Source organism: Rhizobium sp. LjRoot30 (assembly GCF_964253915.1).
In the GTDB taxonomy this organism is placed as follows: Bacteria; Pseudomonadota; Alphaproteobacteria; order Rhizobiales; family Rhizobiaceae; genus Metarhizobium.
Window position 1 is genome coordinate 1 of record NZ_CAXUSG020000026.1, and the last position, 13,644, is coordinate 13,644.

Here is a 13,644-nt window from a genome sequence, read left to right on the forward strand (position 1 = left end):
GGTGGCGCTGCTTTTCGCCAACTTTGCTGCACATTATTTTCCGGCGAACCTCTGCAGTCTTTTGACGAGCAGAGGAGTTATTGATGTCGAAATCTGAACGAGAACTGATTGTTGAGCTCGAAGCCGTATTGATCGGCCGCCGATACAGCCCCGTAGTGATCAGAAATTACTGCAGCTACGCCCGCGAGTTTCTGGACTATCTCATGTACCGAGGGATTCCAGTCGCAGACGTGACCGAAACCGAAGTAGCGGAATATTTGCGTCGTGCGGCCGCGCAATTCCGCAAGCGCCGCGGACGACGGCCCAGCAAGCGCTGGCACGAAGTCCCGCAGTCCGGGATTCACGCGCTGCTGCGGCTTGGGCAGGGTCAGTGGCCGCCTTCTCCCAAAGTGGCCTGCGCCGCTGACGCACTACGGTTTACGGTCTGCAACGAATACGAAACCTGGCTTCGCGACGAGCGTGGCCTTGCCCAAGCCAGCATCGACGCGTTCTTATGGGAAGCCCGCTACTTCCTTGCCTGGCAACTCGACCGGAGCGGGGTCGAGGGTCTCAACGGATTAACCGTCGGCGACATCGACAGCTATATGGACCTGCGTGGCTCGAAGCTGACGCGTAGTTCGCTGAAATCCGCAGCGGAGCGGCTTCGTTCGCTGCTGCGCCACCTCTACAGGACTGCCCGCGTTGCGGCAGATCTGTCGCCGCATATCATCGCGCCGCGGCTCTATGCTTATGAAGGGGTCCCTTCGATCCTGGAGCGCAACCAGATCACCGCGGTTCTGGCAAGCACGAGCATGGACACGACGACTGCCGGTTTGCGGGACCATGCGATATTACAACTCCTCGCCACCTACGGGCTCCGTGCAAGCGAAGTCCGTAACATGCGGATCGAAGACATAGACTGGCGGGCCGAAGTCGTTCGTGTCCGTCACAGCAAAACGCAAGCCTATACGCTCCTTCCTTTGATGGAGCCGGTTGGCGAAGCGATCCTTGCTTACCTGCGGTCTGGACGGCCCGCGACCGATGCCAGGGAGATCTTCATCCGGACGCGTGCGCCCTATCGCAAGCTCGACAAGCTATACAGCCTGGTTCGGCGGAGGCTCCGGGATGCCGGCGTCAATCCCTTGGGCAAGTGCGGCCCCCACATCTTCCGTCACGCTCGTGCGACCGAGTTACTGCGCGCGGCAGTTCCGAAAAAGGTAATTGGCGATCTGTTAGGACATCGCTCGACCGGGTCGACAGACCCCTACCTCAAGCTTGCCACCGAGGATCTGAGGGCCGTCGCTCTTGATGTGCCAGGAACGGAGGTGCTGGCATGATCTCCCGTTGGCCTGATTCCGATCGCACGCGCATTGGCAGCTATGTCGCGAGCCTTGATCTGCGCGATCTCAAAAGCCGCACCTGCTATCAACAGGTCCTGCATAGCTTCCAGGATGCCGTTGAACGGCACGGGTTGCTCGATCAACAAGCGCTGCAAGCTTGGCTACGGGAATTAGCGTCTCGCTGGGCGACATCTACGCTCCTGCATCGCACTCGCATCATCGATCGGTTCCTCGACCACCTCGTGGCAACCGGTGCGATTGATCACAACCCTGTCGAAGGTCTGCGTCAGGCATGTCATATAAAGCAGAGCATGCCGATCTGGCGCGCGTTGATATCGTGTAATCCAGAACAGGCTCTTGCCACACTGCGCCAGCCCAAACCGTTCGGTAGTGTGCTGGGCGAGGTTATGGCCGAGCATGTCGCCATGATGCGCCGTAGGGGATACAAATATACTTCGCAACCGGTGCGGCTTTTGCAGTTCGACCGGTTCCTGCAACTGAACCCGCAACTGGAAACCGAGCCGCTGCGCGTCATGATCGATCGATGGGCGGCGACGAAAGGCACGCGTAACCATGCATATGAGCGCGAAAACCTTGAGCGCCTCTTTGCCAAAATCCAGCGGCGGTGCGATCCGTCAGCTCCTCGGCGTCGACCGGATCCGAGACCCCAAAAAGAGGTCCGCAAGCAGTGGCGAACGCCTCATATCTACTCTCCTGTCGACGTACGGCGCATGCTCGACATTGCCCGTTCGTATCCCTCTCCGCGGGCAACACTTCGTCCGTTGAGCATCTACACCATGCTGTTGCTGGCCTACTGTGCGGGTCTGCGGCGGGGAGAGTTGGCCAGGCTGGATCTTGGTGACGTTAATCCCGGTGACGGCACCATCACGGTTCGGCAGACCAAGTTCTTCAAGACCCGAATTCTGCCACTTCCTGACAGTGTGATGATGGAACTCCGGGCCTACATCGCTGCACGGCGTCAGGTCGGCGCATCGCAGGACCCGCACTCTGCTCTGTTCTGGCACGTCCAGGGCAGATCCCGCTACACGCCCGAAATGATCACCTGGTTGCTCACAGACGTCGTACGTCGCGCCGGATTGAAACCACTGCAAGGGCAGTTCGGGCCTCGCGTTCATGATCTTCGGCACTCGATGGTCGTGAACCGTATCCTTGAATGGTACCGTCTGGGGATCAACCCGCAGGAGCGGCTGCCGTTCCTCGCGACCTACCTCGGCCATCGGGATATCAACTCCACTCTGGTCTACATCACCGTCACGCAGGATCTGCTGCATCTCGCAAACGAACGGTTCAGGGCCGTGGGCGCGCCATGCCTCAATCTCGAACGGGAGGTGCGGTCATGAGCAAAGCCAATCCGTTCCCGGAACTGATGCGCGCGTTCTTTTACGAATGGCTTGTCGAGCAACGCAATGCGTCCGTCAACACCGTCCGCTCCTACCGCGACACCTGGCGACTGTTCCTCCGGTTTGTCGCTGACCGCGCGAAAAAGAAAGTTGCTATAATCTCGCTCGCCGATCTGACCGCCGCGCAAGTCGCGGCGTTCCTGAGGCACGCCGAGCACGACCGTGGCGGCACGATCGGCACCCGCAACTGCCGGCTTGCTGCGATCCGCAGCTTCTTCAACTTTGTGGCGACCAAGGATCCTGCCTTAATCGCGCAGTGCGTGGAAATCCTCAACATCCCGATCAAGCGGGCGCCGGTATCTGAGCCTTGCTATCTGGATCCGCTGGAAGTGGCAGCGATTCTTGCCCAGCCAGACCAGTCAACCCTCGAAGGCATGCGCGACCATGCGTTGCTCTCGTTCCTCTACAACAGCGGGGCGCGAATACAGGAAGCACTCGATATGTGCCCTGAGGCAATCCGGTTCGATAGCCCGAGTTGCGTTCGGCTTACGGGCAAGGGGCGAAAAGAGCGTCTCTGCCCGCTTTGGCCGGAAACCGTGATGTTGTTGAAAAAGCTGCTTGAGCGGCAGCCACGGGCACAAGACCAGCGGCTGTTCGTCAACCGCTACGGAGAGCCGCTCAGCGCCTCGGGCGTCCGGTTCAAGCTTGCCGCCTATGTGAAGGCGGCGGCTGCGACCATGCCGCCGCTGCAAACGAAGCACGTAACGCCGCACAGCTTCCGTCACGCCACCGCCGTCCACCTTGTATCGGCGGGCGTAGACATCACGGTCATCCGCAGTTGGCTTGGGCATGTGAGCCTCGACACCACCAATCACTACGCGAAGGCCAATCTGGACACAAAGCGAAAGGCGTTGGAACAGGTCGCTGTGCCGGTGGCGACGGCGCACTCTTCATCGTGGAAACGCGATACGAGCCTGCTCGCCTGGCTGGACACGCTCTGAAATAATGCGAAGGAATTTTGCGCGAACGGCCGACAACTGGGCGGCCCGCGTGCGTTCCTTCGCATTATGGTCACCTGATGATTAGTTAAGCGCGGCAAGACCGATGCCGCCGATGCTGAAGCCATCGCCGAGGCGGTGACGCGAAAGACAATGCGGTTCGTCCCGGTCAAGACGGCCGAGCAGCAGGCTGCAGTGATGGTGCTCAAAACGCGCGCCTTACTCGTGCGCCAGAGAACGCAAGCGATTAACGCATTGCGTGCCCATATGGGAGAGCTGGGCATCATCGCTCCAACCGGCATCGCCAACGTCAAGGCACTGGCGCCTATCATCCGAGATGAGAACGATACTCGGCTGCCCGCGGCCGCACGGTTTGCCCTCACTGAAATCATCGATCAGATCGAGATGCTTACCACGCAGATCGACAAGCTTGAACGTGAGATCGTCGTGCGAGCTCGGCAAGATGATGAGATGCGGCGCCTCGCGACCATCCCAGGCGTCGGCGCGATCATCGCCATGGCCGTGAAGGCATTCGTTCCCGATCCTGCCGGCTTCAAATCCGGTCGGCACTTTGCGGCATGGATCGGGTTAACCCCAAAAGCGCATTCCAGCGGCGGCAAAGAACGATTGGGACGAATATCGAAAATGGGCAATCCGGTCCTGCGATCATTGCTGACGACGGGAGCAGCATCGGTGCTGCGCCATGTACAGTATCGTGATCGAGTTTGGCCATGGCTAAAGAACATGCTTGGGCGCCGCCCCTTCAAGGTCGTGGCGGTTGCGCTTGCCAATAAGGTTGCCCGGATGATCTGGGCCTTGCTGACAAGAGGCGGAATCTACCGAGATCCAACAGGAATCGAGGCAGGACCTGTCGCCGCATAAGCGCAGGACCTCCGAGACGAGCTGCCCGGCGACCCCCGGCAGGTGAGGTGCACAACAGACGATGAACCACGGGACGAAATCCCGAAACAGGACAGGCCGAAACCCGTGACGCGCACAAAGCGCGCCCCCTTGATCCAGCCACCTGCTTCGCGGACTTCATCGAGGCCAGCGGTCATGACCGCACCAGTAGGCCGGACATATGACTGCACCGTCCTCATGTGGTGAAATCGACTGAAAATGCATCCTTGCACCGCGGGCCGTTCCACATATGCGGGTTGATTGGAGGAGGACGGACCTGGACCAGGAAGCCAGCACAGCAAGCGGGGACGGACCTGCGCGTGGATGGACCCACGCCCTGTCGCACCCTTCCCGGTAGCAGAGACCTGTTGCAGAGACTGGACCTATGGTCCCCTCATTAAAGTCGAGGCGACCTACCTCTTCGCGTCACCGCTCAGGATCCGAATGAGTACCCCCGATGACGAAGTTCGCGATCGACGATCGACTTGACGACGTCGATATCCATCCCGGCGGACGGTTCGATCCGCGCCACTTCGGCAGCTACCTTTGCCCAATGGAGGAACTGTCCGTCTTCGATTGCACGGGCTCTTGCGGCAAGCCGTTGGGCCTCATAGTAGGCCGTCGGGCCGTGGAGGCGGACTAAGTGGCGAGCGTCCTCCCGCAATCGGCGACGGATCTCACGCCGCCTCTCCACCCATGCCAAAATCGCCTTCAGCATCCCAGAAACACTCCCCCCAGCTTGCGCGGGCGCCCCCTGCCCGCGTCAGGATGGACGCCCGGAGGGTGAAGACCCGCGACGCGGGGCTTCAGCTTCGCCGAGAGCCCGGTTCCGGAGGAGGACGCCCCACCTCTCGAAAGACCGTGAAGCTTGCTGTGCCCTTCAACGATGTGGGGATGAGCGACTCCGACCACCCGGCCAATCGCCTGACCAGCATGCCACCCGTCGAGACATAATGCATCTGCTCATCCCGCTGATCTGGTGGGTCGAGAGAACATGGCCGACCGCGAGGTTTCCCGGGAATACCGCGATGACGCCGCGACGTGAGAAACGTGCCATGTCGAGGTCGTCCGCAGCAGAGACGAGGGAAGCCGGCGCTTCGTCGAGCTGTCTTATCTGGTGCAGGACTCTATCGCCGCGTGTCTCGGGTCTTGCGATGCTGATCATACCGTCGGCAAGGCTTCATTCTAGAAATCCATTCCACCCATGCCGCTTCCGGGCATAGCAGGAGTGGCTTCCTTCTTGGGGAGCTCGGCCACCATGGCCTCGGTGGTGATCAGGAGGCCCGCAACCGAAGCCGCATCCTGCAGCGCGGTGCGAACGACCTTCGTCGGGTCGATAATGCCCGACTTAACCAGGTCCTTGTATTCTTCGGTCTGCGCGTCAAAGCCGAAACTATAGCCGTTGCCTTCGAGCACTTTGCCGACGACTATTGAGCCCTCAACACCCGAATTCTCGGCGATCTGCCGAAGCGGGGCTTCAAGCGCGCGCAGCACGATCCTTATGCCTGCCCGAATTTCCGAATTGTCGCTCTGGAGGGTTTCGGCCGCCGCCTTGGCACGGAGAAGCGCTACCCCGCCGCCAGGAACGATACCCTCTTCGACAGCCGCCCTGGTGGCGTTCAAGGCATCGTCGACACGGTCCTTCTTTTCTTTCACCTCGACCTCGGTTGCGCCGCCGACGCGGATAACAGCGACACCGCCTGCGAGCTTGGCCAGTCGCTCCTGAAGTTTCTCTCGGTCATAGTCGGAAGTCGTCTCTTCGATCTCCCCTTTGATCTGCGCGACGCGCGCCTGAATCGCTTCTTTGGCCCCGGCCCCGTCAATGATCGTCGTCTCATCCTTGGAGATACGCACGCGCTTGGCGGTACCGAGCATATCGAGTTTCACATTCTCGAGCTTGATGCCGATGTCCTCGGAGACGACCTGGCCGCCCGTCACGATAGCTAAATCTTCTAGCATGGCCTTGCGGCGATCGCCGAAGCCCGGCGCCTTTACGGCCGCAACCTTCAGCCCCCCTCGCAGTTTGTTTACCACCAAGGTAGCTAACGCTTCGCCCTCGACGTCCTCGGCAATGATCAAGAGCGGGCGGCTAGATTGGACGACCGATTCCAGAACTGGAAGCATTCCCTGGAGACTCGACAGCTTCTTCTCGTGGATAAGAATGTAAGGATCTTCGAGTTCGGCCACCATCTTGTCCGGGTTGGTCACGAAGTAGGGCGAGAGATAGCCGCGGTCGAACTGCATGCCTTCGACGACTTCAAGCTCGGTCTCGAGGCTCCTTGCCTCTTCAACCGTGATGACGCCCTCATTACCGACCTTCTTCATGGCCTCGGCGATCATCTGGCCGATCGAACGGTCACCATTGGCGGAGATCGTTCCAACCTGGGCGATCTCCTCGGATGACGCGATCTTTTTGGATCGGGAGCGCAAATCCTTCACCACTTCGTTGACCGCCAGGTCAACGCCGCGCTTCAGGTCCATCGGGTTCATGCCGGAGGCGACGTATTTGGCGCCTTCCTTCACGATGGTTTGAGCCAGAACGGTCGCTGTAGTGGTGCCGTCGCCTGCGACATCATTGGTCTTCGAAGCAACTTCGCGGACCATCTGCGCGCCCATGTTCTCGAACTTATCCTGAAGTTCGATTTCCTTGGCGACGGTTACACCGTCTTTGGTGATCCGCGGCGCGCCAAGATGTCGACGCCGCGCAGCATTCTCTCACGCCCGTCAGCAGAGAACCGTACGTCCTTCGCAGCCATTTCAATTTCTCCCAAAGATGTCGAGCCCCGACAGGCCCTGCGCCGATTAAATCAGCCGGACGAGCGACAGCGCCTACGCGATAACGCCCATGATATCCGTCTCCTTCATGATCAACATGTCTTCGCCGTCGATCACGACCTCGGTGCCGGACCACTTGCCGAAGAGCACCCTGTCGCCAACCCGTACGTCGGGTGGAAGCAACTTACCCTTTTCGTCACGTGTACCGGGGCCGACAGCGACCACCTCGCCCTCCTGGGGCTTCTCTTTGGCGGTATCTGGAATGATGATCTGAACCGCCCCGGGTTTGCCGGAGGCTCCAACTTCCAAATAGGATGGAGCCATGACGAGCAAAACGACGAACAAGTTTTCCCCTGAGGTGCGCGAGCGCGCGGTGCGACTGGTATTCGATCACGAGGCTGATCACTCTTCACGCTGGACTGCCTGCCAGTCGATATCGGCAAAGATCGGCTGCTCGGCGCACACGCTGCTGGATTGGGTAAAGAGGGCCGAGATCGATGCCGGCAGGAGGGCCGGTTTGCCGACGGACACGGCCGAGAAGATAAAGGCTCTTGAGCGGGAGAACCGCGAGCTCCGGCAAGCCAATGAGATCCTGCGCAAGGCGAGCGCTTATTTTGCCCAGGCGGAGCTCGACCGCCCATACAAACGATGATCGCGTTCATTGACGATCACCGCGAGGCGCATGGGGTCGAGCCGATCTGCAAGGTGCTGCCGATCGCCCCGTCGACCTACCACGATCATGTCGCCAAGCGCACTGATCCCGCGAAGCTGTCGGCGCGGGCGAAGCGGGACCTGGAGCTCAAACCGGAGATCGAACGCGTCTTCGCGGAGAACTTCGATGTCTATGGCGCGCGGAAGGTCTGGCGGCAGATGCTGCGGGAGGGCTTCGCAGTCGCACGCTGCACGGTCGAGCGGCTGATGGCCGATCTCGGCCTTCACGGTGTTGTTCGTGGCAAGCCGATCCGCACGACGGTGCAGGACAAGGCCGCGCCATGTCCACGCGACCATGTGAATCGGGTCTTCCACGCGCCGGCTCCGAACAGGCTCTGGCTTTCGGACTTCACCTACGTCAGCACATGGTCGGGCTTCGTCTACGTGGCCTTCGTCATCGACGCCTACGCCCGCCGCATCGTCGGCTGGCGGGTGAGCAGGACAGCGCATGCGAGCTTTGTGCTCGACGCTCTCGAGCAGGCCCTGCACGAAAGGCGGCCCGTTCATCGCGGCGGTCTGGTGCACCACTCGGACCGCGGATCTCAATATGTCAGTATTCGCTACACCGAGCGCCTCGCCGAAGCCGGCATCGAACCGTCTGTGGGCAGTGTCGGCGACAGCTACGACAACGCTCTCGCCGAGACGATCAACGGCCTCTACAAGGCTGAGGTCATTCACCGGCGCGGGCCGTGGCGGAGCTTCGAGGCCGTCGAGTTCGCCACGCTGGCCTGGGTCGACTGGTTCAACAATCGCCGGCTGCTGGAGTCCATCGGCAACATACCGCCGGCCGAAGCCGAGGAACGCTACTACGCAATGCTGGAAGAACCGGCCATCGCGGCGTAACTTAAACCAAATAGCCTCCGGCAAACCCGGGGCGGTTCATACTCGTTTCCTGAATGAAGGCGGCGAAGCAGCCCGGTCTGGGCGGGTCTGGAACCGCACTCCTGCGATCTTATCGGCCAAGCATCGCTCAAAACTGACGGTCATCAAGGCAGCCGCGACAAACAATTCTATCGTTCGGACCTGAAACGCCCGACGGACACGGATTTGCGCGCGGAATCCGGGCGTCGGGAGGAGCCGGGCCACCATGAAATCCGACGAAGATGTCAGGGACGATGTCGAGAGCGAACTCCGGTGGGAACCCGGCCTGGACGCTACCGACATCGTCGTCGCGGTCAGGGATGGCGCGGTGACCCTGACGGGCTTCGTCAGAAGCTTCAACGAGAAATGGGAAGCCGAGGACGTGGCAAAGCGCGTGTCTGGCGTGCTCGGCGTAGCCAACGACTTGGATGTCCGCCTGCCATCGATCAGCCAGCGGCCGGATCCGGACATCGCTAGGGACGCGGTGACCGCCCTGCTCTACGAACTGTCCGACCTCGGGAACATCAAGGTTGTCGTGAAGGAAGGCCTGGTCAGACTCGAAGGCGATGTCGAATCGCAACAGCAGAGGCGTAACGTCGCCCATGCCGTGCGCCGGGTGCGCGGGATCAAGGGCCTCGTCAACACCATCAAGGTCCGTTCTCCCGTCTCACCAGAGGATATCCATCGGAAAATTGCGGAGGCCTTGAAGCGCAACGCGCTACTCGCGGCCGCCAACATTGTCGTGGAAGCAAACGGGGACGAAGTCGTGCTGAAAGGGACGGTCCGTTCATGGGCCGAGCGCAAGGAAGCCGATGAAGCGGCTTGGCGGGCGCCTGGCGTCCTGAAGGTCGACAATCGCATCGCCATCGCAAGTTGATAATTCAAGTACCCGACGGGAACGGAGAGCACAATGACAAGCATTCCATCGACCGACAGCCCAAAAACCGATGCGATGAACGACATGCTCGCCAACAATTGGTGGGCCGTCGCATTGAGAGGCATCGTCGCCATCCTCTTCGGCATCGCCGCCTTCGCGATGCCGTTCGTCACGATGCTGTCGCTTGTGGTGGTCTTCGCCGCCTTCAGTTTCGTCGATGGCGTCTTCGGGATAATTATGTCTGTGCGTGGTGCGCGCAAGGGCGAACGCTGGATCTGGTTGCTCCTCAGCGGCATCCTCGGCATCGTTGCCAGCGCCGTCGCGGTCCTGTGGCCCGGAATCACGGTTCTTGCCTTCGTCATTCTGGTGGCGGCATGGGCGCTGGTATCGGGCACGTTTATGCTGATCTCGGCATTCCGACTGAAGGTCGACCATGGCCGCGTCTGGTTGGTGATAGGCGGCATCGCAAGTATCATATTCGGGGTTCTCCTCGTCATCTCCCCCTTCATCGGTGCGCTGGTGCTGACCTTCTGGACCGGCGCGCATGCGCTTGTGCTGGGCGCCACACTGCTCGTCCTGGCCTACAAACTGCGGTCCCAGCGCACCGGCCTGCCGAGCAATCTTGCCACCTCCGGCACGGCTTGACCGGCCGTAAGGAGGAAAGACATGTCGGCGATGCTTGCCTCGGGGATGAAAGCACCCAGTTTCACGCTGCGCGTGACGCCCGACCAGACACTTTCCCTGTCCGAGTTCGCAGGACGGCGCGTGATCCTGGTCTTTTATCCGGCGGACTGGAGCCCGGTCTGCGGCGACCAGATGACGCTCTATAACCACGTCCTTTCCGAGTTCCGAAAAAAGGGCGCTGAGCTGGTGGGCATATCCGTGGATGGGGCATGGTGCCATCAGGCCTTCGCCCGGGACCGGAACCTCCATTTCCCGTTGCTGGCGGATTTCCATCCCAAGGGAGAGGTGTCGCGAGCCTACGGCGCCTATCGCGACGACGTCGGCGAGAGTGCTCGCGCCCTCTTCATTGTCGATGAGAACGGCATGATCGCGTGGAGCCACCTGTCTCCGGTCGCGGTCAATCCCGGAGCGGACGGCATTCTCGACGCCCTCGACCAGATGCCAAGCCCGGAGCAGAAAAATGTCGACGCTCAAAGTTCCCGTAAATCCGCGTGACCACAGGCGCGGCGGGCCGAACGCACCCATCACGCTTGTGGAATATGGCGACTATCAGTGCCCTCTTTGCGCCATCGCCAACCCGGTCGTCCGATCCTTGGAGGACCGATATGGCCAGGCCCTGTCTGTTGTCTTCCGGCATTTCCCGCTGATCGAAATTCATCCGTTCGCCGCGACGGCAGCGGAGGCGGCAGAGTATGCTGGCGATCACGGACTGTTTTGGGAAATGCACGACGCCATTTCTTCAAACCAGCATCGGCTAAGCATACAGCTCCTGTTCGCCATAGCCGGCACCTTGCAGCTGTCGCAGATCGGGCTTCGCGATTCGATCGCTCGGTCGCTGCACGCCGACAAGATCCAGGCCGACTTCATCGGTGGCGTCCGCAGCGGTGTCAACGGAACGCCGACCTTTTTCGTCAACGGGTTGCGACACGAGGGCGGCTTCACGGCGCCGGAGCTTGCCGCGTCGATCCAGACCGCGATGGACGCCCTGGCTCCCGTGCGCTGAGTCCCAGCGCGGTTGGGAAAACTGACAGGCGTCAAGGCAGTCGTGGCGATTTCGTTCAACTCTCACGGAGCCTGCGAAGCTGGAGGAACGGGATTACACCCGGCCCGCCGACATCGCTCCCAAGCCAGAGGATTCGAGATGCAAAAGAACAGCGCTTCCGACAAATATCGCAATTTCCGCCTCGCACTGGCAACCGGCGGGAGCATGCTCCTGACGATCGCCATCTTCCTGCCATCGGGCACACAACCGGCATTCTCGCAGAACGTCGTGGTGATCGACGTCGATGTGAAGGAAGTAGCCAAAGGCTACCGCGCCTCCGAGCTCGCCGGCGCAGATGTCCAAAACGGAGCTGGCGAGGAGATCGGCTCGATAGATGTGTCGTTTTCCATTTAATTACAATAATCACGCCTCAACGATTTCAATCTCATATGCCGGCAGTTAATTTGAGAATTAGCATTTAATTTGATAATCCAACTTGGATTTTATCAGTTAATGTGAGAATGCAGCTCGTGATGTTTTTCGTCGCGAGATTGCCATGAGCGCCCCATTTCCGGACGAGATTGACGATGCACTCTGGGATGAGGCGTGCCGACGGGCTGAGGCTATCCGTGAATTCCTGAAGCGCAATCCTGACGGTACAACCGCGGCAGACGTTGCTGACCTCGCCGCCACGATGGATGTCAGCCAGGCGACAGCATACCGGCTGATTAAATTATTCCGCACCGGCGGGACCGTTCTGTCGCTGGTTGGCCGCAAACGCGGCCGACCAGAGGGTCATCGTACGCTGGATGATAAGCGAGAGGAGATCGTCCACACAACGATCAACGCATACTACCTGAAGCGGACCCGACCGTCGCTCTCACAGCTGGTCCGGGACGTGCAGACGAACTGCGTTTCTGTTGGGCTGAAACCGCCGCATCGCCGAACGGTCGTGGCTCGTGTTAAGGGCCTCGACGTGCGGAAGCGCGCAAAGCGGCGCGGCGAACAGAAAATCGTCAAGGCGACAACGGCGGTTCCCGGATCGTTTGAAGCCGCTCGTCCCTTGGCAGTGGTCCAGATCGACCACACCAAGGCTGACGTTTTCGTCGTCGACGAGGAGACCCGGCGGCCGATCGGCCGGCCGTGGCTGACCTTGGCGATGGATGTCTGCAGCCGAATGGTGACCGGGTTCTATCTGACCATGGAAGCTCCGTCGCGGCTGTCGACCAGCATGTGCCTGTTGCACTCGGTCTTCGACAAATCGGCGTGGCTGCGGGAACGCGAAATTGCGGAGCCGTGGCCCGTTGCCGGTCTGCCAAACACTGTTCACGTCGACAACGGCGCCGACTTCCGCAGCCGGGCATTCAAGAGAGGATGCCAGGATGCCGGAGTTGCAATCGAATGGCGCCCCCCCGGCCAGCCGCGCTTCGGCGGTCACATCGAGCGTCTGATCGGCACTCAGATGGGGAGGCTGCACCTTTTGCCAGGAACGACATTCAGCAACGAACAGGACCTCGGCGACTACGATTCAAAACGGCACGCGGCCCTGACTCTGCGAGAACTCGAGCGCTACATCGCCCTCGATATCGTCGGCTCCTACCATCAGTCGATCCACAGTTCCCTGGGCCGCCCGCCGATTGCGGTCTGGCGGGAGCACGAGGGCGATATCCCGCTTCGACTGCCACAGGATCGGCTCCGCTTCTGGCTGACCTTCCTGCCTGAGCAGGAGCGAAACTTGCGACCGACCGGCATTCATCTGTTCGGCTTGCGCTACTGGTCGGCAGCGCTCAGCGCCGATGTCGGGCGCTCTGACAGGCGACTGCTGGTCAAATACGATCCGCGCGACATGGCGCGCATCTTCATACGACGGCCTTCGGGAAACTTCGTGGAAGCGCGTTATGCTGATGTGACCCTGCCTTCGGTAACCCTCCACGAAGCAGTGACCGCCCGACGCACCCTGCTTGCGAAAGGCCGCCGCGAAGTCGACACCCGCACTATCGTTCGCACCGTCATCGCACAGCGAGAGTTGATCGAGATGGCAACGAAGAAGACGGCAGCTGCGCGACGCGGAAAGAACTCTTCGAAATCAAAGGTGGATGATCGGGAATGGGGCTCGCTCCGCGGTGTCGACTCCAGCAAACCTGTACCTTTTGTTGAGGATACAGATTGAGCTGGA

At 60.5% G+C, this 13,644-nt stretch carries 12 protein-coding genes, 2 pseudogenes and 1 other annotated feature; of the genes and pseudogenes, 12 read left to right on the top strand and 2 right to left on the bottom strand.

The window, feature by feature from the left end; all coding sequences use genetic code 11:
* Positions 1-83 precede the first annotated feature (83 nt).
* The 5 genes and pseudogenes from ACSQ3I_RS26860 (at position 84) to ACSQ3I_RS26880 (ending at position 5,221) form a co-directional block, all read left to right on the top strand.
* On the top strand, positions 84-1,316 hold the full coding sequence (locus ACSQ3I_RS26860; protein ID WP_099781047.1) for a site-specific integrase: 1,233 nt from the start codon (positions 84-86) through the stop codon (positions 1,314-1,316).
* A complete protein-coding gene (locus ACSQ3I_RS26865; protein ID WP_425424037.1) occupies positions 1,313-2,680 on the top strand; it encodes a tyrosine-type recombinase/integrase in 1,368 nt (455 codons plus the stop codon). Before ACSQ3I_RS26860 ends, ACSQ3I_RS26865 begins: the two co-directional genes overlap by 4 nt.
* Entirely contained in the window at positions 2,677-3,681 is a 1,005-nt protein-coding gene (locus ACSQ3I_RS26870; protein WP_025292317.1) for a tyrosine-type recombinase/integrase, read from the top strand. Before ACSQ3I_RS26865 ends, ACSQ3I_RS26870 begins: the two co-directional genes overlap by 4 nt.
* A gap of 84 nt (positions 3,682-3,765) precedes the next feature.
* A pseudogene (locus tag ACSQ3I_RS26875) lies at positions 3,766-4,560 on the top strand (IS110 family transposase); the annotation flags it as partial.
* 475 nt (positions 4,561-5,035) lie between these two features.
* Positions 5,036-5,221: a hypothetical protein gene (locus ACSQ3I_RS26880; RefSeq protein ID WP_436004054.1), complete on the top strand. Its 186-nt coding sequence runs from the start codon at positions 5,036-5,038 to the stop codon at positions 5,219-5,221.
* A gap of 542 nt (positions 5,222-5,763) precedes the next feature.
* On the opposite strand, the pseudogene groL reads toward ACSQ3I_RS26880, so the two are convergent.
* Together groL and ACSQ3I_RS26890 are read right to left on the bottom strand one after the other, a co-directional pair.
* Positions 5,764-7,334, bottom strand: a pseudogene (gene groL, locus ACSQ3I_RS26885) (chaperonin GroEL).
* 73 nt (positions 7,335-7,407) lie between these two features.
* The gene (locus ACSQ3I_RS26890) at positions 7,408-7,677 is read right to left on the bottom strand and encodes a co-chaperone GroES (protein WP_436004105.1); all 270 of its coding nucleotides are present in this window, start codon (positions 7,675-7,677) and stop codon (positions 7,408-7,410) included.
* Here ACSQ3I_RS26890 and ACSQ3I_RS26895 point away from each other — a divergent pair.
* From ACSQ3I_RS26895 to ACSQ3I_RS26925, 7 genes are all read left to right on the top strand, one after another.
* A protein-coding gene (locus ACSQ3I_RS26895) for an IS3 family transposase (protein ID WP_267209808.1) occupies positions 7,676-8,907 on the top strand; the annotation gives its coding sequence in 2 pieces (ribosomal slippage) (positions 7,676-7,967 and positions 7,967-8,907; 1,233 coding nt in all). The two genes, ACSQ3I_RS26890 and ACSQ3I_RS26895, sit on opposite strands and share 2 nt — an antisense overlap.
* Positions 7,960-8,076: a sequence feature (AL1L pseudoknot), on the top strand. (Overlaps the previous gene by 117 nt.)
* A gap of 244 nt (positions 8,908-9,151) precedes the next feature.
* Entirely contained in the window at positions 9,152-9,802 is a 651-nt protein-coding gene (locus ACSQ3I_RS26900) for a BON domain-containing protein (protein WP_436004056.1), read from the top strand.
* Positions 9,803-9,835: 33 nt separating this feature from the next.
* Positions 9,836-10,447 carry an HdeD family acid-resistance protein gene (locus ACSQ3I_RS26905; protein ID WP_436004058.1) on the top strand — a complete coding sequence of 204 codons (612 nt, stop codon included), beginning with the start codon at positions 9,836-9,838 and terminating at the stop codon, positions 10,445-10,447.
* A 21-nt stretch (positions 10,448-10,468) separates the two neighbouring features.
* Positions 10,469-10,981 (top strand): redoxin domain-containing protein, encoded by a 513-nt coding sequence (locus ACSQ3I_RS26910; protein ID WP_436004060.1) that lies wholly within the window; start codon positions 10,469-10,471, stop codon positions 10,979-10,981.
* On the top strand, positions 10,947-11,489 hold the full coding sequence (locus ACSQ3I_RS26915) for a DsbA family protein (protein ID WP_436004062.1): 543 nt from the start codon (positions 10,947-10,949) through the stop codon (positions 11,487-11,489). The genes ACSQ3I_RS26910 and ACSQ3I_RS26915 overlap by 35 nt, the downstream gene beginning before the upstream one ends.
* Before the next feature lie 138 nt (positions 11,490-11,627).
* Entirely contained in the window at positions 11,628-11,882 is a 255-nt protein-coding gene (locus tag ACSQ3I_RS26920; RefSeq protein WP_436004064.1) for a hypothetical protein, read from the top strand.
* A 142-nt stretch (positions 11,883-12,024) separates the two neighbouring features.
* Positions 12,025-13,638 (top strand): Mu transposase C-terminal domain-containing protein, encoded by a 1,614-nt coding sequence (locus ACSQ3I_RS26925; protein WP_436004066.1) that lies wholly within the window; start codon positions 12,025-12,027, stop codon positions 13,636-13,638.
* Positions 13,639-13,644: the final 6 nt, after the last annotated feature.